This is a genomic window from Exiguobacterium qingdaonense (assembly GCF_018617855.1).
GTDB lineage: Bacteria > Bacillota > Bacilli > Exiguobacteriales > Exiguobacteriaceae > Exiguobacterium > Exiguobacterium qingdaonense.
Window position 1 is genome coordinate 113,895 of the sequence record NZ_JACSKY010000004.1, and the last position, 18,372, is coordinate 132,266.

At 46.9% G+C, this 18,372-nt stretch carries 21 protein-coding genes and 1 tRNA gene; 9 read left to right on the plus strand and 13 right to left on the minus strand.

Annotation, left to right across the window (positions count from 1 at the left end; all coding sequences use genetic code 11):
• The first annotated feature begins 81 nt into the window (after positions 1–81).
• Positions 82–501, plus strand: a complete 420-nt coding sequence (locus tag KNP00_RS06895) for a VOC family protein (RefSeq protein ID WP_215143521.1) — start codon at positions 82–84, stop codon at positions 499–501.
• Between the two features lie 11 nt (positions 502–512).
• Here KNP00_RS06895 and KNP00_RS06900 read toward each other — a convergent pair whose 3' ends face one another.
• Positions 513–1,559, minus strand: a complete 1,047-nt coding sequence (locus tag KNP00_RS06900; RefSeq protein WP_215143667.1) for an NAD(P)/FAD-dependent oxidoreductase — start codon at positions 1,557–1,559, stop codon at positions 513–515.
• A gap of 167 nt (positions 1,560–1,726) precedes the next feature.
• On the opposite strand from KNP00_RS06900, the gene KNP00_RS06905 reads away from it, so the two are divergent.
• Entirely contained in the window at positions 1,727–2,281 is a 555-nt protein-coding gene (locus tag KNP00_RS06905; RefSeq protein ID WP_215143523.1) for a methyltransferase family protein, read from the plus strand.
• Between the two features lie 36 nt (positions 2,282–2,317).
• Here the strand turns inward: KNP00_RS06905 and KNP00_RS06910 are convergent, their stop codons facing one another.
• Both KNP00_RS06910 and KNP00_RS06915 read right to left on the minus strand, forming a co-directional pair.
• Positions 2,318–3,127 (minus strand): DUF368 domain-containing protein, encoded by an 810-nt coding sequence (locus tag KNP00_RS06910; RefSeq protein ID WP_215143525.1) that lies wholly within the window; start codon positions 3,125–3,127, stop codon positions 2,318–2,320.
• 73 nt (positions 3,128–3,200) lie between these two features.
• Positions 3,201–3,776, minus strand: coding sequence for a GNAT family N-acetyltransferase (locus KNP00_RS06915; RefSeq protein WP_215143527.1), 576 nt, complete (start codon positions 3,774–3,776; stop codon positions 3,201–3,203).
• Between the two features lie 99 nt (positions 3,777–3,875).
• On the opposite strand from KNP00_RS06915, the gene KNP00_RS06920 reads away from it, so the two are divergent.
• Complete coding sequence (locus KNP00_RS06920) at positions 3,876–4,625, plus strand: sugar nucleotide-binding protein (RefSeq protein ID WP_215143529.1); 750 nt, start codon at positions 3,876–3,878, stop codon at positions 4,623–4,625.
• A gap of 38 nt (positions 4,626–4,663) precedes the next feature.
• On the opposite strand, the gene KNP00_RS06925 is transcribed toward KNP00_RS06920, so the two are convergent.
• Positions 4,664–5,902: a cytochrome P450 gene (locus KNP00_RS06925; RefSeq protein ID WP_215143531.1), complete on the minus strand. Its 1,239-nt coding sequence runs from the start codon at positions 5,900–5,902 to the stop codon at positions 4,664–4,666.
• Between the two features lie 91 nt (positions 5,903–5,993).
• Between KNP00_RS06925 and KNP00_RS06930 the strand changes: the two genes are divergently transcribed.
• Positions 5,994–6,359: a potassium channel family protein gene (locus tag KNP00_RS06930; protein ID WP_215143533.1), complete on the plus strand. Its 366-nt coding sequence runs from the start codon at positions 5,994–5,996 to the stop codon at positions 6,357–6,359.
• Between the two features lie 17 nt (positions 6,360–6,376).
• Here the strand turns inward: KNP00_RS06930 and KNP00_RS06935 are convergent, their stop codons facing one another.
• Both KNP00_RS06935 and yidD read right to left on the minus strand, forming a co-directional pair.
• The gene (locus KNP00_RS06935) at positions 6,377–7,729 is read right to left on the minus strand and encodes an alanine/glycine:cation symporter family protein (protein WP_215143535.1); all 1,353 of its coding nucleotides are present in this window, start codon (positions 7,727–7,729) and stop codon (positions 6,377–6,379) included.
• Positions 7,730–7,859: 130 nt separating this feature from the next.
• Positions 7,860–8,129: a membrane protein insertion efficiency factor YidD gene (gene yidD / locus KNP00_RS06940; RefSeq protein ID WP_215143537.1), complete on the minus strand. Its 270-nt coding sequence runs from the start codon at positions 8,127–8,129 to the stop codon at positions 7,860–7,862.
• Between the two features lie 192 nt (positions 8,130–8,321).
• Here yidD and KNP00_RS06945 point away from each other — a divergent pair, with 192 nt between their 5' ends.
• Entirely contained in the window at positions 8,322–9,110 is a 789-nt protein-coding gene (locus KNP00_RS06945) for a pyrroline-5-carboxylate reductase family protein (protein WP_240542762.1), read from the plus strand.
• Between the two features lie 37 nt (positions 9,111–9,147).
• On the opposite strand, the gene KNP00_RS06950 is transcribed toward KNP00_RS06945, so the two are convergent.
• From KNP00_RS06950 to KNP00_RS06975, 6 genes are all read right to left on the minus strand, one after another.
• On the minus strand, positions 9,148–9,846 hold the full coding sequence (locus KNP00_RS06950; protein ID WP_215143541.1) for a DUF554 domain-containing protein: 699 nt from the start codon (positions 9,844–9,846) through the stop codon (positions 9,148–9,150).
• Positions 9,847–9,993: 147 nt separating this feature from the next.
• Positions 9,994–10,066 (minus strand) — tRNA-Val (locus tag KNP00_RS06955).
• An 86-nt stretch (positions 10,067–10,152) separates the two neighbouring features.
• The gene (locus KNP00_RS06960) at positions 10,153–10,710 is read right to left on the minus strand and encodes a GNAT family N-acetyltransferase (RefSeq protein WP_215143543.1); all 558 of its coding nucleotides are present in this window, start codon (positions 10,708–10,710) and stop codon (positions 10,153–10,155) included.
• 71 nt (positions 10,711–10,781) lie between these two features.
• On the minus strand, positions 10,782–11,087 hold the full coding sequence (locus KNP00_RS06965; protein ID WP_240542772.1) for a DMT family transporter: 306 nt from the start codon (positions 11,085–11,087) through the stop codon (positions 10,782–10,784).
• Positions 11,088–11,092: 5 nt separating this feature from the next.
• Positions 11,093–11,422: a DMT family transporter gene (locus KNP00_RS06970; RefSeq protein WP_240542773.1), complete on the minus strand. Its 330-nt coding sequence runs from the start codon at positions 11,420–11,422 to the stop codon at positions 11,093–11,095.
• A 7-nt stretch (positions 11,423–11,429) separates the two neighbouring features.
• The gene (locus KNP00_RS06975) at positions 11,430–12,011 is read right to left on the minus strand and encodes a TetR/AcrR family transcriptional regulator (protein ID WP_215143546.1); all 582 of its coding nucleotides are present in this window, start codon (positions 12,009–12,011) and stop codon (positions 11,430–11,432) included.
• Between the two features lie 114 nt (positions 12,012–12,125).
• On the opposite strand from KNP00_RS06975, the gene KNP00_RS06980 reads away from it, so the two are divergent.
• A complete protein-coding gene (locus tag KNP00_RS06980; RefSeq protein WP_215143547.1) occupies positions 12,126–12,908 on the plus strand; it encodes an alpha/beta hydrolase in 783 nt (260 codons plus the stop codon).
• Positions 12,909–12,945: 37 nt separating this feature from the next.
• Here the strand turns inward: KNP00_RS06980 and KNP00_RS06985 are convergent, their stop codons facing one another.
• The gene (locus KNP00_RS06985; RefSeq protein ID WP_215143548.1) at positions 12,946–14,184 is read right to left on the minus strand and encodes an aminopeptidase; all 1,239 of its coding nucleotides are present in this window, start codon (positions 14,182–14,184) and stop codon (positions 12,946–12,948) included.
• A 112-nt stretch (positions 14,185–14,296) separates the two neighbouring features.
• Between KNP00_RS06985 and KNP00_RS06990 the strand changes: the two genes are divergently transcribed.
• From KNP00_RS06990 to KNP00_RS07000, 3 genes are all read left to right on the plus strand, one after another.
• Positions 14,297–14,704, plus strand: a complete 408-nt coding sequence (locus KNP00_RS06990; RefSeq protein ID WP_215143549.1) for a YkvA family protein — start codon at positions 14,297–14,299, stop codon at positions 14,702–14,704.
• A gap of 77 nt (positions 14,705–14,781) precedes the next feature.
• The gene (locus KNP00_RS06995; RefSeq protein WP_215143551.1) at positions 14,782–15,648 is read left to right on the plus strand and encodes a YitT family protein; all 867 of its coding nucleotides are present in this window, start codon (positions 14,782–14,784) and stop codon (positions 15,646–15,648) included.
• Positions 15,649–15,762: 114 nt separating this feature from the next.
• Positions 15,763–18,366, plus strand: a complete 2,604-nt coding sequence (locus tag KNP00_RS07000; protein WP_215143553.1) for a putative bifunctional diguanylate cyclase/phosphodiesterase — start codon at positions 15,763–15,765, stop codon at positions 18,364–18,366.
• The last annotated feature ends 6 nt before the right edge of the window (positions 18,367–18,372 follow it).

An 18,372-nucleotide genomic window follows, 5' to 3' on the forward strand; every position in this document is an offset into this window, starting at 1 on the left:
TCTTTTATTATATCGGATATGCACGAAACGTTGTGAAGTGACATTTTGTTCAACTTTAGGCAAACTGAAGAGTGAGGAGGAATGTACATGCAAATTGATCATACAGGAATCGCCGTTCGAGATTTAGACGAGGCGATCGCTTTTTATACGACCGTATTAGGTGGGGAACTCATAGACCGCTATACGAACAGTGCGGTCGGTGTCGAAACCGAATTGGCCGTCATTCATATCGGAGAAGACGTCATCGAGTTGCTACGTCCGACGAGTAACACGAGTCCGATCGCGCGCTTTATGAAAGCCCGTGGAAAGGGAGTTCACCACATCGCTTACCGCGTTGATGACTTGGATATCGCCATCGCCACCCACAAACAGAACGGCATCACGTTCTTAGAAGACACGCTCCGTACGACCTCAAAAGGCCGTCGATTAATTTATATGGACCCACGCCATTCAGGAGGCGTCATCACCGAACTTTGCGATTACCCTATTCAAAAGCAGTAAGAGTGTCCCTCTTACTGCTTCATCATGCTCTCTTCTATGATTTGACGATTTTTTTCAGTAAAACGCTCGTTGTGAGAAGACACCATTGCTGTCGCATTCGCATTCGGGTCGATATACGTTTTTGCCCGATTCACGGCATTCGCCGCATCCTGAAACGCTCCCGCGATTAAATGCACTTTCCCTTCATGCGTCAGAATATCACCTGCTGCATATAGTCCAGGTACGGATGACTCGCTACTCGAGCTTCCTTTCACATAAAACCCATCAACCAGTTCCACTTTCAGCTCACTATGATGAAGTAAATCCGAATCTCGTTCATATCCGTGATTGATGACCACTTCGTCAACAACAATCAGACTCGTATCACCTGTCTCGACACACGTCAGTGACACTTGTTGAATCGATTTCCCATCGTGCGAGATTAAATCTGTCACTTTTGATTGCGGACGACAGTCAACCCGACTCTGTTTCACTTTCTCAACCTGCGCCTCATGTCCAGTCAGTTCTTCTTTACGGTAAGTCAGGATGACTTCTTCTGCGATTGGTTCGAGTGCGTTCGCCCAGTCAACAGCACTGTTCCCTCCACCTGAAATGAGTACTCGTTTTCCTTTGAAACGTGCAAGCGACTTGACGGTATAATGCAAGTTGGACAGTTCGAACCGCTCCGCTCCACTGATTTCAATTTTTTGAGGCTTCAATATCCCGCTTCCCGTCGCCACGATCATGGTTTTAGAAACGTGATGACCCGTCGTCGTCTCCACGTTGAATAAACCGTCTTCACGTTTTGACATCGACTCCACTTTTTCCCCAAGCACGACTGTCGGAGAAAACGTGAGTCCTTGCTGAACGAGTTGTTCAATCAGCTTCGCCCCTGTCGTTGGCGGCAATCCTCCTACGTCCCAGACCATCTTTTCCGGATATACGTGTACTTTCCCACCTAAAAAAGGTTGAAATTCAATAATCTTCGTCTTCATTCCTCGTAAACCGCTATAAAAAGCCGCATATAACCCGGCCGGTCCCCCACCGATAATCGTCACATCGAACTGTTCTTCATTCATCTTCATACCCTTCCTTCCCGGTCACTTAAAAATGATAATCATTCTCATTAGATGATACATTGTTCTATTCGTTTTTACAAACCATTTCTGGTTCGTGTACACTTCTGTGGTTTTTCTTGCTCGAAGGTCGGGTAATGTAAGATGAATCAAAAGGGAGGATGTTCGTTATGGAGTGGATGGATCTCATATTAATTGTTGCGTCCTGCTTTTGGCTAATCGAGACGTGGAAGTTCCGAAATCGAAAAGAGGTTTCAGATGGGACGATTGAACGAAAAAGTTTTTATTTCGTAGCGTCGACAATGATCGGCGTTTTTATCCTGTCTCTTGCCTCCTCTGTCCTTATTGAGACGAAGCCCCCGGTGATCCAACGAATAATCGGTCTCACGTTCTACATAGCCGGCGTGTCATTACGCTATTGGGGAATTATCCATCTTCGACACCAATTCACTCGCCATGTCGTTGTTCGACCTGAAGATGAGCTGGTCAGCTCTGGTCCTTACCGCTATTTGCGACATCCATTGTACACCGGATTATTATTGATTACGTTAGGATTCTCACTATATCTCCTCCACTGGGGTGTCGCGCTGTTCGGTTCTATGCTAACCTCTCTCGCATTGCTATATCGGATTCGGATTGAGGAAGGTATGCTCATTCGCCACTTTGGTCAGTCTTACCGTTCTTGGTCGAAATCACGTAAGCGCTTGTTTCCATTCATATATTAAAAGGAGTCCGGGTATTTTCCCGAACTCCTTTTCCATTCACACAGAATATTTGCTGAGTAGCCGAACGGCAACGACCCCTAGGACGAAAGCGATGAGACTGAGCGCCCACATCAGTCCTGAAGTCGGGATTCCTGGAAATACGACAGCAAGCGACCCAATCACCAAGCCGATAATGATTGAGAACGTCATTCCCGGGAAGTTCGCCAACAAGTAACGAATGACTTTACTACTTACAATGAAACCAAACGCGACTCCCGCTCCGACGATTCCAATAATCAACAAGTTAAAGTTCGAGATGGCACTGATGACCGTCGGATAAACCCCGATCAGCAATAAGACGAATGAACCGCTAATACCCGGGAGCAACATGGCCATACTTCCTAACCATCCCGACAAGAATAGTAAAAGCGCAGTTCCAAGCGTCACATCCGTGATGACTGACGTATCGACCGGATTGAGGAACGCCATACTCGCCACGAGGATGATTGCGACGGTCGTAGCGATGACATGAACCGGACGGATCGAGGATCGCGATGTAAATTCTACAAAAAGTAGCGGAATGATCCCTAAAATCAATCCGATGAAGAAAAATTGTGTCGGTGCATAATACTCAAGCAGTAAGTATTCGATCATTCGACTTAGTGCGATAATGGCCGTTCCCATTCCAATCGCAAGCGGAATCAAAAACCCAATATATTTCTTCCAATATCGGCTAAACACGCCGCTAATCGCTTCGATGAGTTGATCGTAAATGCCTAAAATGACCGCGATGGTCCCACCGCTAACACCGGGAATTAAATCACTCGTTCCCATGGCCATCCCACGCCAAATATTCTTCCACTCCATAACATATCTCCTTTGCATAGATCTTTCCTCAAGCACTTAGTATAGTCGAGAAAAGAAGTTTGCGCATCCGCTTTTAGACTGAGAAAGGAGTCGGAGCAATCTCTTTTTTCATATAGTCAAATCTCGCTCCAGAAATGTTGATTTCTTTTTCCTTACGAAATCCGAGACGTGTGTATAAGCGATGTGCTGCAGGATTTTCTTGGTCCACATTCAATGTGACGTCGGGTACACCACGCTCTTCTGCAACGAGACAAACATGTTCGATTAACTTCGTCCCAATTCCGCGACCTCCAAACGACTCCGCAACTGCAATCGAGTCGATGTATTGGACGTTCCCGTTTGTCTCTACATCCAACTTTCCATCACTTCCCTGCGTCTTCAACCACTCCTGAATCGGACGATCGAGCGCTTCCGCTTCATCTCCTCGATACGACAGGATCATCCCTGCCACATCACTTTCCACATCAGCCACCCATATGTTTTCATAGCTTAAGCGATTTTGCGGTCGTTCTACCCACATCGCGAGCCGCTCCAACACCTCAGTCGTATTCGTTGACGCTGTCAACGTGTACGCAATCTCGTGAATCGCTTGGTACATGAGTGGCGCAATCTGATTACAATCCTGTCTTGTCGCTTGTCGAATAACCATTCTTGATCCCTCCATCACCCAGTCTAGCATAGTCCGACACATCGATTGTTTGTCTATGCCTATTTGTGGCATCATATAGAGTGAAAGGGGAGAACATATATGAAAGCCATTATTACAGGAATGAACGGTACAGTCGCACCAATCGTCGCCGAAACGCTCAAACGACATGAGATTGAGGCAATCGCTTGGAATCGCGAACAAGTATCGACAACTGATGAAGTAGAAATGCGTCAATTTATCGAACAGATTCATCCGGACTATTTTTTACATATTGGCATGGGTGCGGTGGAATGGGCCGAAACACTTGCTCGTTTATGCGGGGAGATGAGCATCCCGTTCCTATTCACGAGCACCGTCTCCATCTTTTCAGACGATGTGACCGGACCCATCTCGCCGGACACGGTACCGGATGCTGAAGACGACTATGGAAAGTACAAGCGTGATTGTGAACAGGCAATCGCCCGTGTCAATCCAGGCGCCCAGATTGTCCGTCTCGGTTGGCAGATTGGTCATGAGGCCGGGTCAAATAACATGATGGACTTTTTCACAAACGAAATGAAGCAACATGGCGTGATTCAAGTCAGTGAACACTGGTATCCATCCTGTTCATTTTTGGAGGACACAGCGGACGCCCTATTCGAGATTTTGACAAAACGAGGACCGGGTATTTATCAACTAAACGGCAACACGAGCTATTCTCTTTACAACATCGCTGTTGGATTGAAAGAGCTACATGACACCGATTGGCAAATCGAAAGCACGGATGAACCGAAACGAGATAATCGGATGATTGATTCATCTGTCACCATTCGCCCGATTTCAGAGCGGCTCAATCTACAAACCAAGTAAATTCAACTCGCCTACTCGATAATAGTAGGCGAGTTGAATTAGGTTCGAGTTAGATGATTCAATCGTAATTTACTTTTCGGCAGACTCGGCATGTCTACAAAACTGTAGCTCAAATCTTGAGGAGGGACTGTATAAGAGTACTCCTTTGTAAACAATTCGATGACTTGTGCAAGAATTGCAATAGTCACGTGTTCACCTGCACATCGGTGTCCAAAGTCTACATCCCCACCGCCTTGCGGAATAAAATTGAATGGACTTTCATTCCAATCATCGAAACGGGAGGGGTCAAACCGGTCGGGCTCCATCCAAATGGTAGCGTCATGATTTGTGCCATACAAGTCCAAAAGCGTCAACGTTCCTTCTGAAAATGCATAGCCGTTCCATTCAAAATCTGATTTGACTCGAGCTGCTGCGACAGGGAAGAACGGATAATATCGTCTCACTTCCTGAACAAACTCTTTTTTCGAGACCTCTCCCCGCTTTACCTGCTCTCTTACATTCGGGAACTGATGCAAAGCCAGAACGGTAAAGAGGACATACACCGAGATTGCGACAGTCGGGCGTAAAATGTTTAATACTTCGACCGCCACTACCTCTTCAGACAATAATCTTCCAGATTCATCCCGATGCCACGAAAACTCGTAAAGCGCTGTGTGTTCGTTCGGCAATAATCGTTTCGACCGCACTTCTTTTACCATTTGACGAATCCAGGATTCGGCCGAGGATCTCGCTTTTCGCCCTTGTATATAAGTCGGACCAAGAGACGTACCCGATTCAAATAACAATCTCATCTCTTCTGTACGTTTTCGAATTTCTTCTGGCGCGAGCGGAACTCCCGCCCATTCACATACAGCCTTCATCAACACTTGTTGTGCTACGTCGTATAAGACGATCTCCTCTTCCATTCGTTCAATCCGGTTCCATTCACGATGTGTCAATCGAAGCAATCGGTCTATGTTTTCTTTTGTCATCAATGACATGAACATGTGTTTTCGATGCGTATGTTCCGCACCGTCTAATGTCTGGACCCCTTCTTCTCCAAATAATGTCTTAAGGAGACGTTTCGGTGCAGCATTCTGACGCATGAATTTATCTGAATCATAGAACACTTCTGCCGCCTCTTCGCCTCCAAGGCAAATCACACGCTCCCCAAGCAAGCGTGTCTCAAAGATATCGGATTTAAAACTTTTGCGACGATTCGCGACGAACAGATATCCTTCCCGTAAAAAATCGACACTATGGTCGAGTCCTTCTTGCTTCGGTATGACTTTCCCCATCCAACTCACCCTTTCAATTTTTTCGAACTATAAAGGATGTTCCCGTGTCGTTAGCGAACAAACCTAATATCGAAAGGAGGGAGTGATTGATATGTTACCGTTTTTATTGACGTTGCGTCGAATCATACGAGGAATTTGGCGTGGTCTTCGTGACCCCGAGTTCCAAGTTCTATTTAGCCTCGCCCTTCTCACCGTTCTCTCTGGCACACTCTTCTACGCCCAATTCGAATCGTTACGCTGGTTGGACGCTCTCTATTTCAGCGTCATTACGTTAACTACAATCGGGTATGGTGATTTCGCTCCACAGACCGACATAGGGAAAATTTTTACGATTGGATATGTGATCACCGGCGTCGGAATTATGGTCGGATTCATTACACGAGTGTTTGACCACTTACAAAAAGCAAGAATCGATGAACTAGAAGCAAAACAAAAGACGCCCCCCTCTGATTCATGAGGATGGCGTCGATTTGTTTAAGACACTTTTCGACTTTCAATTTCAAGCTGTTGATTGAATCGCTTCGTCTCTGCAATGACGACACCTGACAAGAACAAGAGACCAATCAAGTTCGGGATCGCCATCAAACCGTTGAATACGTCAGATAGTGCCCAAACCAAGTTTAAGTTGGTCGTCATGGCACCGAGTCCGGCAACAAGGACAAACGCAATACGATATGGAACGATTGACTTTCGTCCGAACAAGTAATGGATCGAGCGCTCTCCATAGTACGACCAGCCGAGTACGGTCGAATAGGCAAATAAGACAAGGCCAATCGTGACGATATATCCACCAATCGGGCCAAGGAACAACTCGAACGTAGCCGAAGTCAGTTCGACTCCTTCTAGACCCGTTCCAATTTGACCACCCATGACGAGCGTCAAACCGGTTACCGAACAGACGACGAGCGTATCCAAAAAGACTTGCGTCATCGAGACGAGCGCTTGGCGTCCCGGCATATCCGTTTTCGCAGCCGCCGCTGCAATCGGAGCAGAGCCGAGTCCCGCTTCGTTCGAGAAGACGCCTCGTGCGACACCGTAGCGAATGGCTGCCCCAATCGCACCGCCACCAATCGCCTCCGCACTAAAGGTACTGCTAAAGATGAGCGCGAATGCATCTGGAATGAGCGTATAGTTCATTGCCATAATCAACAATCCGCTACCCAAATAAAAAACAATCATCACAGGAACGAAGTAACTGACTACCTTACCGATTGAACGAACGCCTCCGAGGATGACCGCACCCGTAAAGGTCATCATGAGAATACCTGATATGTATAGCGGTACATCAAAAGTCGTTTTAAGCGCCAATGCGACCGAGTTCGTCTGGACCCCGTTTCCAATACCGAAAGCCGCGATCGAGGCGAACGCCGCAAAGGCAACCGCCAACCATCGTTGATTCAATCCTCGTTCCAAATAATACATCGGTCCACCAGCCATTTGACCACGTTCATCAGTCACCCGGTATTTGACGGCAAGCACTGCTTCCGCATACTTCGTTGCCATCCCAAAGAACCCAGACACCCACATCCATACGATGGCACCGGGTCCCCCTAATACGACGGCCGTCGACACCCCGACGATATTCCCCGTACCGACGGTCGCCGCAAGAGCCGTCATGAGCGCTTGGAAATGACTGATATCCCCTTTAGAAGATTGATCTTGTCTTTTTGAAAACGCCAGTTTCAGCGCATACGGTAACTTCGTGATTTGAATCCCACCTAGACGAACCGTCAAGTAAATGCCTGTCCCCACAAGCAAGATCAAAAGCGGTGGTCCCCATACGAAGTTGGATGCTGTGCTCACCCATTCACTAAATGATTGCTTCATAATGATGTATCCCCTTCCCCCGAAAAGTAGTGTACACCTTCATTTTTTCAGAATACTTAGAACAATGCAAAAGTATTGTACTAAAACAAAGCTTTCATGTAGCTTCTGTCATTGAAACAGCGAGACGAAATCAATCGTCTCGCTGTGACTCAGGTTTCTCTCGTTGCAAAGGCGCCTTCCAATCAAATGTATCCGGCACATAATCAAGTCCACCTGGATGAAACGGTTGACACCGCATGAGCCGGCGTGCGGTTAAATAGCTCCCTTTGACCGCCCCATGCTTTTCAATCGCTTCAATTCCGTAATGTGAACAAGTCGGATAAAATCGACAGGTCGGTGGCTTCAATGGTGAGAGAAAACGTTGATATCCTCGAATCCCTTTAACTAGTACACGTTTCACACGATTTCTCCTCATTCATATAAATTAATGCCATCATAGCGCGATTTGAATCGTTTGTCATGTTCGTCGATTCCTATGTCAAATCGTTTTCACTCTCATTTCAAATGAGCAAGATGAGAGATATTCGAGTGCATGTTTGTTATGATAGTCAACATAACTATTGACCGAATCGAAAAGAAGAGGTGACGGATGATGAATCAATTACTAATGGTCGGTGCAGGATCGATGAGTGAGGCGCTCGTTCGCGGGTGGATCGACTCAGGGGTCAAACCGACACAAATCACAATGACAAACCGAAGTGACCGGGAACGCTTGCTCTTCCTACAAGATGAACTCGGCGTTCAGATCGTTGAGAACGAGAACGTCAACGACTATGATATCGTTGTACTCGCGATGCAACCAGATGGCGTCATTCCATATGTAGAATCAAAAGAATGGAAGACCCCACTACTCGTATCGGTCGCCGCACATATCGAACCGAGCCAATTAGAAGAGGCTTCAGGGCTTCCAGCCGTATGTGCCATGCCAAACACGCCTGTCGCATACCGGAGCGGGATGACTGGACTATGGTTCGGTCCCGAAACAGATGAGGCCGACCGATTGAAAGCGACCGAGCTCTTTGAGCGGGTCGGTCGGACAGCCATCACGGATGCGAAGACGATGTCACCCTTCATGGCCGCCGCAGGATGCAGTCCAGCCTTCTTCTATGAAATCGTTGGTGCGATGACGCCCGTTTTGACGGATGTCGGATACGACGAAGCGACGGCTCGTCAAATCGTCGCCCAGGCGATGAAAGGTTCTGCCGAGTTGTTGTCTCATGAAACACGTGAGACAAATGAACTGATCGCCGACGTGGCCGCTCCAGGTGGACCGACTGACCGTGGAGTCGGCGTGCTTCGTGAACGTAATCTCGCCGATGTCATGGCTTCAGCTTTACGTGAAAGTGCCAAAGAAGACCACGAAACAATCGAGAAACCATAAAAATGGACAGAAGCGACTCACTCGCTTCTGTCCATTTTTATGTAATCGTATGTATGACAGACACAATCAGGCCTACCACTAGTATGCCGGGTAATAAGTTGGCCACGCGAATTTTCGTGATTCCGATCAAATTCAAGCCAATCGCCACAATCATCACACCACCGGTCGCCGTCATTTCTAAAATAAAGCTGTCCATGAGCGACTCCGGGATGAATTTCATGATTTGAATGGCGAGAAGGGCAATCCCGCCTTGATAGACGAGCACCGGAACGGCTGAAAACATGACACCGATTCCAAGCGTTGAACTCAACACGAGAGCGGTAAATCCATCAATCAAGCCCTTCGTATACAACACATCATGATCGCCCCGCAATCCACTATCAAGTGCGCCAATAATCGCCATCGCACCGATGACAAAAATGAGCGTCGCCGTCACAAATCCTTCCGCCACACTCGATTGGCTACCAAGACGTCGCTCAATCCGATAACCGATTCCATTCAGTAGTTCATCTAGCTTCCACCACTCCCCGAGCGCAGATCCCAGCACAAGACTCCCGATCACAATCAAAAAATTCTCACTCTTCAGTCCCATCTGAATCCCAAGCAAGATGACCGCAAGGCCGATCGCTGCCGTCACCGTCTCCTTCATACGCTCCGGAATGCGGTGAAACAAGAGACCTAACAATGACCCGATGACAATCAGCGTAGCATTGACGAGGGTTCCCGTTAGCACCATGTCGAATCCCCCCTCTTATGTATTGAAAGAAATATACCAATTGGTTCCGTTCATTGTCAACGCACAAAAAAAAGAGCCACTTCTCGCAAGAAGTGGCTTCGCGGAAACCCATGTTCCGGTGGGTTTCTCGAGGGTTTGGCACCCAAGTGATTCTGACTGGGCTCGAACCAGCGACCTCTACCCTGTCAAGGTAGCGCTCTCCCAGCTGAGCTACAGAATCAGGTCGTGTCCTCTCTTAAGGACACTATTAATATATCAAGAAACTATTGAGTTGGCAACATCTTTTTTATTTTTTTTGAACTTTTTTCATCGAGTCATTTGTTGATGGTCAATATGTCGGCATAAACGCTCCAAATCGCCTGCATAAACGCAAACGAGCATATTTTGATACAATGTGTCCCGTTCCCAGTGAAGTCCGTTCGCTTTCGCGACACGCTGGGATGGAACATTGTCCGGGTGAATGAGCGAAATGATTTCCTTTTCACCCTCAGTAAATGCATATTGCATCAAGCGTGCGGCCGCCTCTCGACCATAACCCATATGCCAATGTTTCGGTGATAGCCAGTAGCCGACTTCCAACTCGATTTTGCCGTCCAGTTCATGAAGTAGCGTACCTGCGTGACCAATCGGCTCATCACTATCAAACGTCATGAGCTTCAATAGACCTGTTTGGCGCCCCGTCTTATAGCGGGCCAATTGACGCTCGAACCATTCGATTGTCTGTTCATCTGTATACGGTCTCCCGTCCGGACTGATGAAGCGCATCACTCGAGGATCTTGGAGAAGCGATTTAACAAAATAAAAATCAGAAATCGTATACGGTTCAAACCGCAAACGTTCGGATTGCAACTCGACAAGATGCATCGTTTTCCGCCCCTTTCTCCCATCACATAACCTGAATTATTCAATTCCCGTTTTCAAGCTACTTCAATCCTTTATGCTACAACTTTTAATCCGACGACACTGCCGATAATCAACGTCAAATAAAAGATGCGCCAACGACTTTTCGACTCATTCAAATAGAGCATTCCTAATATGACACCACCAGCTGCCCCGATACCGACCCAGATCGAATAGGCGAGACTGAGTGGAATGACTTCAAGCGACTTCGATAGCCAATAAAAACTGAGGGCAAACGACAATACCGATAAAATCGACCACTTCAATAGTTGGTATCCTTTCGACTTCCCCATGAAAAACACAGCTGTCATTTCGGCAATTCCTGCACCGATCAAATACATCCAACTCACGCCTCTTCACCTCCTGTCACTTGTTTCAATCCGACGATGCCGACAATCAACGTCGTCACAAGTATTAGTTTCCAACCCGTAAGCCCCTCGTCGAATAAAAATGCACCAACAAATACCGTCCCGACCGCACCAATCCCTGTAAAAACGGCGTAGCCTGTACCAGCAGGCAAAACCCTGAACGCTTTAGCCAACAATCCAAAACTGAGTATCAATAAAATAATCGTCCAGATTGTCGGACCAAGTATAGTGAATCCTTCGGACAATTTCATCGTCGTCGCCCAAACGATTTCAAGCACTCCTGCGCCGAGGAGTGAGAACCATGCCATCTTCTCCCTACTCATTCCAGCCCACTCCTTTCTTAAAAATTCGGAACGCGGCTTCCTGTCTCATATTCCGATTCTCTTCAAATGTAAATAATGATAACAAGGCACCGTCTAAAAAACAGTAATATGCGGCATAGAGGTCTTCGAGTGGTTGATCCGGTAAATCGCCGTGCTCGATTGCGAGGCGGAACTGTTCTTGTTCAAACTGTTTTAGCTTTGATTCGACCGTCCCGATGACTTCCTCGATATACTCTCGAAATTCCGGGGGCGGCACGAGCAACATCCGCTTCGTCAACATCCACGTCTCTTGATTGTTAAAGAATGACGTGAGTGTATGAACAATCGACTCAATCCGTTCCAAAGGTGGTCGACCGACCGTATCGTCACAGGTTCTCTGCCATACTTCTTCATAACGACTCGCCATGTCCGTCACGACTTGCTTAAACAGTTGCTCTTTCCCATCGATATGAGCGTACAAAGATGCTTTTCGTATGCCTACGTCTTCAGCTATTGCCGCAAGCGACACCCCTTCATAACCTTCATACGCAAAGCGTGTACGGGCGGACTGCATAATCTTCTCTTTTGTATTCACGTCATTCACTCTCCTCACCACACAGTTTAACTAACGAACGGTAGGTAGTCAAATGTGATGATTGTCTTTTCTCCGACCATTCCGCAAAATAAAGACAAAAGGAGCTGATCATAGATGATTGATCAATTGAATGTGTCGATTCCGACGGAGAAATCGAGCGGACTAAAACGGATCGTGCGCGTGTTCCGACCAGACTGGGTCGATACCCATACCCCACTCCCTGTCTTATACATGCATGACGGACAACATGCGTTCTCTGGAAATGCGACGGAACATGGAGAAGGCTGGGAAATTGACCGATGGATCGATACGTTGCGACTCCCGCTCATGGTCGTCGCCATCTCGAGTGCCCCGAATTGGTTAGATCGCTACGATGAATATTCGTATCATGAAGACGAGATGCTGTATCGTCGCATCGGACCCGAACTAGCAAAAACCCGTCCGTCCCTCGGTGGTCAAGGTCGTACATATACAGATTGGCTCATGTATGAGTTAAAACCAACAATCGACACGGCATACGTGACTGATCCAGAGGATGTCGGAGTGATCGGTAGCTCGATGGGTGGTGTCATCTCTTTATATATGATGGCGACCTACCCGTCCATCCGACGAGTCGGTTCTCTCTCGACTGCGGCATGGGCAAATCTCGATCCATTGATCCGAGAAATCAAACAGGCTACCTTCACTGGCAAACTGTATATGGACATCGGGACAGAGGAAAAAAGTGGACCCATCACGGCAAACGACTATTTGTTCACGAACGCAAAACTCGTCGAAGTGATCGCTCAAAGCGGCATCGCCTTCCGATATGAGGTCGAGCCTGATGCGATTCATCATGAATCGGCTTGGCGACGCCGGTTGCCACATGTTCTTCGTTATTTATACGACCTCACATGAAAAGAGCGAATTCCGGGACCAGAATTCGCTCTTTCACTTAGATGACCCAGTTTCCATCACGCATGATCGCTTCGCGCGTGCCGTCTTCCTGTTCTCCATCAATATTCATTTCCGCCGACCCGATCATGAAGTCAACGTGTGTCATCGAATCATTCGCCCCGTTTGCCGCGAGTTCTTCTTGTGACATCGAAGGACCACCTTCGAGACACGTCGAGTACGCACGACCGAGCGCCAAGTGACAAGATGCATTTTCATCGAACAATGTGTTGTAGAAGAGGAGTCCCGAGTTTGAAATCGGAGAATCATCTGGAACGAGTGCCACTTCCCCGATACGACGTGCTCCCTCATCCATGTTTAAGAGTTCATCAAGAGCGGCCTGACCTTTTTTCGCTTCTGCCTTGACGACTTTTCCACCTTCAAACCAAAGGGTGAACTCGTCAATCAAGTTGCCGCTATAGCTGAGTGGTTTCGTGCTTGATACATGACCTTCGACAGAGTCCTTGTCTGCGAGCGTGAAGACCTCTTCCGTCGGCATGTTCGCGATAAAGTCGACTCCATCGGCGTTCGGACCGCCACCACCGAGGAAGACATGTTTTTTCGGAAGTCCGATTGTAAGCTCTGTACCCGGTGCTTTATAGTGCAACTTCGCATACTTCTTCTCAGTCAACAGCTTTGCACGGCTCCGAAGTGATTGGTCGTGCTGATCCCACGCCGAAACGACATCTTCTTGGTCCATACGCGTTGCAGCAAAAATAGCCTGCCATAACGCAGCGACCGCATCTTCACGCTCTGGGAATACTTTCTGTGCCCATGCCTTTGACGCACCCGCAACGATTGACCAACTCACGTTGTCGCTCATCACGTACTGACGCCACTTGGCGAGCGCTTGCCCTGCCGCGCGGTTCGCATCCGAGATGCGTGACGATTCCACACCATTCAATGCATCCGGGTCGTCGCTGACGATTGACAAGAATGCCGTCTTCTCTTCAGCCAATTGCTCGAAGCGAGCCTTTAACCAGTCCGGAAACTCTTTAAACGAATCCGCCGGTGCATTGAAATAACGGATTTTCCCTGTTTCTTCATCACTCCAGTTGACGAATACTTGCTTCGCCCCTGCTGCATACGCAGCTTTCACCACGTGACGTACGAGTGGTGCCTGACTGATGTCAGCTCGTACCTCTAATTGTTGCCCAGGTTGAATGTTTACACCTTTTTTCACCGCTAATTCTGCATAGCGAGCGAAATCTGCCTCTGTCGGCATAGAAATCATAGACATATGTATCGTTCCTCCTTTTCAGATATCTTTATTTTCTTAAATTTCAGGAAAAGTTGCAACCGATGCGCAAAAACGGGCATATTAATAGATGAAGAATGAAGGAGGAATACACATGGCAGATTGGAAAACAACATACACACACTTTTTAAATCAAGCGAAAGAAGATATCCACGATCGAGAACAACTTGGCGACTTGCTCGTTCAAGGTGAACGTGCACTCGCAAAAGTCACAGTCGATGTGGCTTCTAATGAAATCAGTAACATTGAGCGTGAAGAAGAACTGACGCTCTATTTCCAGATGAAGCAAATGTTGAACATGTTGCGAGCTCTTTATAATGGACAGTTCGAGATGCAGCCCGACAAACAAAAAGAACTCGTTGCGGCCATTCTTTACTTCGTCTCTCCGTTTGATGCGATTCCAGATGATGTGCCGCTCGGACTTTTCGACGACGCCCAAGTCATCGACTACGTACACGAACAATTAGCGAGCGATATCGACCGATTCCATAATGAATTGTAAGACTTGAAATGACATGAAAGTAGCAGTACGCTTGCAAAAGACTTACTAAAAGGAGGCGTCTGGCCTAGCCATCATCTATGTATGCAAAATCTCGTAAACGGGTTGCCCTTGAAACGGTGTTGTTCATCATTGCCGGGACAATCCTTCAGTCGGTCTTTGTCAGTTTACTGTTAAAACCAAATGAAATCGGTTCAGGTGGAATCGTCGGAATCACCTTGATATTCAACGAACTGCTCGGTACACCGATCGGGATGACCCAACTTGTGCTCAACATCCCACTCTTCCTTCTCGGTCTGAAATATTTAGGAAGACGTTTTATTTTAATGACAGGGATAGTCGTCGTACTTTCATCGATTCTTATTGATAGCCTACCCGTCCTCGTCCCTCCGACCCCACTCGATGACCCGCTCGTCGCTTCTGTATTCAGTGGGATTGTATCGGGTCTAGGACTTGCGCTCCTTCTTTTTGCGGGAGCATCCACAGGGGGGCTCGATATATTGGGAAAAGTCATCTATTTAAACAATCAAAACTTATCATTACCTAAAATCTTTCTTACTCAGGACATTATCGTTTATGTGATGGTGTTTATCGTCTTTGACATCAAAGCTGTCATGTACGCCCTCGTACTCAGTTTCGTAAGATCGCGAACCTTGCTGACGATTCATAAGTTCTTCTCCGCACAAAAGCAATGTTTCATCATTTGCCAAAAAGCAGACGAAATTAACTTGGTCATCAAGCAGAACTTGAAACGAGGAGTCACCATCATGGATGCGACAGGCGGATATTCGAACGATTCGAAAAAAATGCTATATGTCGTCGTACAAAATAATGAGATTCCACGACTCCGTCAAATCGTCTCTGAAATTGATTCTGAGGCCTTTGTCACTGTATCTGAAATCGATTCAATCGTCGGGAACTTCAAAGAGCACTCCTATACACTGTAAATCTAAAATTTTCGACAACAATATAGATTGTTGTCGATTTTTTTGTGTAATTTTTGTCCACCTGTTCCGATAATAGATAAGAGCCCTATATACATAAAGAAGGAGGTGGATGAGTTGCCTATTCACTCGTTGCGCCAATACGTTCCGGCGATTCTCATCGGAACCTTTTCTACCGGACTTTTACTTTTATTTTTGACACCTCATGATTTACGAGATATGACGTTACTCATCTATTATCTCGTCATCTCGGGAGCGGCAATTTTATTCAGTGGAATAGCTGTTTTTACATATAGAGGGATGCGACGTTTTATTCATGTTCTAATCAGTGCAGGAAACGTGTGCTTCGTCCTTTATTTACTGATGCATGATTATTCTCCTGGATCGAACACACAGTCGTTATTGTTTTTACAGAATTTCTTTTATTTGGTTATGTCTTTGGTCGTTATCACTCAATCGATTGAAATTCGTACATTAAAGTTACGTACGTTCGATTTATTCGCTTTGTTTAGTTTCCTCGTCATCGGCGGATTACATATTTGGTTTTACTCGACACAGGATGTATCACTCGTTTCCCAGTTGAGCGGCTTTGAGGAGCAAATGTTACTCATCAGCCTCTACATGATGCTCGGATTCCTTTACTTGAATCGAGTCGTATCGGTCGGTCAACACTTTCGCATCCTCTTGCTCGTCGGTATACTTGGTTTCACCATTGCCTCAATCACAAACGCATTATTTTCGTTTTCAGGCATCACACATGATTTGATCCATTTGGTTCAAGTGAGCAGTATCCTCACGATCTCAATTAGCTATTGGGTCGATGATTCATCGGAAGATGCCCTCGTCTATGATTCGATTGTAGATTACGTGCTATATAGCTTTGTCGTGATGCTCTTTTTACTCGCATCAGACCGTCTTCTCGGGACGTCTGTGTTAGATTCGATGATTGCGAACGCCGTACTTCTATTGTTGATTCGTCAATTCGTCGTCTCCAAGCAGAACGCCCTCATCAGTCATCGATTGCATACAGTCAACACAGATCTAGAGGTTGCCGTGTCAACCAAGGCACATGAGCTTGAGATTCGCGAACAACAATACCGTTCACTTTTCGCCTATCACTCAGAGCCGATTTTTTTATTCGACCTACATGGCGAAGTGCTATCTGTCAACGAGGCAGGTAGCTCGATTTTAGGACTAACATCCGATAAGTTACTCGGGTCGAACATCCTTGATATTATCGAGCCGAAGGACCGAGCGCCTTATACGCGCATTCTTCAAGAGTTGACGAATGGACGACCACGAACGATTGATGTGTGCGTCTTGACCGACGAAGGAGAAACACGTGTATGGCAACTCGTGAACGTCCCGATGATTATCGACGGAGAGGTCGAAGGAATTTATGCGATTGCCAAAGACATCACACAGATGATTGAACAGCAAGAGCAGATTTTGTATCAGGCCAAGTTTGATAGTTTGACGGGTCTTCATAATCGTTACGCACTTCAAGAAGAGATTGAACGCTTAATCGAGGAAGGGCGTACGTTCACGTTGATGTTCTCCGACTTAGATGGGTTCAAAGAAATCAACGACCAGTTCGGTCACCATATGGGAGACCAACTCCTGCAACATATTGGAAAGCGTCTTCGCACTGCCCTCCTTCCAAACGAATATGCGGGACGACTCGGTGGTGATGAGTTTATTGTCGTCGCTGAGCACGGGGATGACGAAATGTTGACGGAACGATTGCGACGACTCGTCTATCGCCCGCCATACTATATGGCCGGGACGCTCGTCGAAGTGCATGCCTCGATTGGGATCGTGCGCTTCCCAGAGCATGGACGAAAACTGAAACATCTGCTCTCGAATGCGGATTTGGCCATGTATCGCGCGAAAGACAACGGTCGTGATGAGACGGTCATGTTCGACCCCGAGCTGAGAGAGGACAAGGAAGAGCGCAAAGTGTTGATGGAAGGACTCGAAACCGCACTTGAGAGAGGGGAAATCTCCCTCTTCCTACAGCCTCAAGTCGACGCCTCTACAAAGGCAGTCATCGGTGCAGAAGCCCTTATGCGCTGGCAACATAACGGTACGTTCATTCCACCGAGCCAATTCATTCCGATTGCCGAAGAAACTGGGCACATTCATGATTTAGGTCGGTGGATGATTCACGAGACGTTCCAGTTGATTCACGTATTCGAACAAGGAGAGATTCACCTACCGAAACTATCGGTCAATTTGTCTGTACGTCAATTGTTTGACGAGCATTTGATTGATTACTTAAATACATTGTTCGAACGATTCCCCATCGATCCGTCTCGGCTCAATTTTGAATTGACAGAAACTGTGGCCGCGCACCACTCAGACCGTGTCTTGAATCGGATTTTAGAATTGAAGTCACTCGGCATCAAGCTATCGATTGATGATTTTGGTACAGGTTATAGTTCACTCGCCTATCTCGTTCGTTATCCAATCGATGAGCTAAAAATACCTCGTGAGTTCACGATGCAACTCGAAGAAAACCGAGAATATCAAATGGTCACGACGACAATTGTAGCGATGGCACGACAACTCGGTATGGCCCTCGTCGCTGAAGGGGTCGAAACAGAGTATCAGGAAACGTTTCTTCGCAAAATCGGATGTGATTCTATGCAAGGTTATCGCTATGCGAAACCGATGCCGCTTGACGAGTTTCTGATCTACTACATGAAACAGACGCCTTGAACCATT

What these genes read in the sequence shown, in the direction of transcription:
- KNP00_RS06905 (WP_215143523.1), top strand. Translation starts at nt 1,727, where the DNA reads ATGGAGTGGATGGATCTCATATTAATTGTTGCGTCCTGCTTTTGGCTA.
- KNP00_RS06970 (WP_240542773.1), bottom strand. Translation starts at nt 11,422, where the DNA reads ATGGCATGGTTCTCACTCCTCGGCGCAGGAGTGCTTGAAATCGTTTGG.
- KNP00_RS06995 (WP_215143551.1), top strand. Translation starts at nt 14,782, where the DNA reads ATGTATGCAAAATCTCGTAAACGGGTTGCCCTTGAAACGGTGTTGTTC.
- KNP00_RS06910 (WP_215143525.1), bottom strand. Translation starts at nt 3,127, where the DNA reads ATGGAGTGGAAGAATATTTGGCGTGGGATGGCCATGGGAACGAGTGAT.
- KNP00_RS06925 (WP_215143531.1), bottom strand. Translation starts at nt 5,902, where the DNA reads ATGGGGAAAGTCATACCGAAGCAAGAAGGACTCGACCATAGTGTCGAT.
- KNP00_RS06900 (WP_215143667.1), bottom strand. Translation starts at nt 1,559, where the DNA reads ATGAATGAAGAACAGTTCGATGTGACGATTATCGGTGGGGGACCGGCC.
- KNP00_RS06980 (WP_215143547.1), top strand. Translation starts at nt 12,126, where the DNA reads ATGATTGATCAATTGAATGTGTCGATTCCGACGGAGAAATCGAGCGGA.
- KNP00_RS06920 (WP_215143529.1), top strand. Translation starts at nt 3,876, where the DNA reads ATGAAAGCCATTATTACAGGAATGAACGGTACAGTCGCACCAATCGTC.
- KNP00_RS06935 (WP_215143535.1), bottom strand. Translation starts at nt 7,729, where the DNA reads ATGAAGCAATCATTTAGTGAATGGGTGAGCACAGCATCCAACTTCGTA.
- KNP00_RS06985 (WP_215143548.1), bottom strand. Translation starts at nt 14,184, where the DNA reads ATGTCTATGATTTCTATGCCGACAGAGGCAGATTTCGCTCGCTATGCA.
- KNP00_RS06915 (WP_215143527.1), bottom strand. Translation starts at nt 3,776, where the DNA reads ATGGTTATTCGACAAGCGACAAGACAGGATTGTAATCAGATTGCGCCA.
- KNP00_RS06930 (WP_215143533.1), top strand. Translation starts at nt 5,994, where the DNA reads ATGTTACCGTTTTTATTGACGTTGCGTCGAATCATACGAGGAATTTGG.
- KNP00_RS06960 (WP_215143543.1), bottom strand. Translation starts at nt 10,710, where the DNA reads ATGCATCTTGTCGAGTTGCAATCCGAACGTTTGCGGTTTGAACCGTAT.
- KNP00_RS06950 (WP_215143541.1), bottom strand. Translation starts at nt 9,846, where the DNA reads ATGGTGCTAACGGGAACCCTCGTCAATGCTACGCTGATTGTCATCGGG.
- KNP00_RS06895 (WP_215143521.1), top strand. Translation starts at nt 82, where the DNA reads ATGTACATGCAAATTGATCATACAGGAATCGCCGTTCGAGATTTAGAC.
- KNP00_RS06990 (WP_215143549.1), top strand. Translation starts at nt 14,297, where the DNA reads ATGGCAGATTGGAAAACAACATACACACACTTTTTAAATCAAGCGAAA.
- KNP00_RS06945 (WP_240542762.1), top strand. Translation starts at nt 8,322, where the DNA reads ATGAATCAATTACTAATGGTCGGTGCAGGATCGATGAGTGAGGCGCTC.
- KNP00_RS06965 (WP_240542772.1), bottom strand. Translation starts at nt 11,087, where the DNA reads ATGTATTTGATCGGTGCAGGAATTGCCGAAATGACAGCTGTGTTTTTC.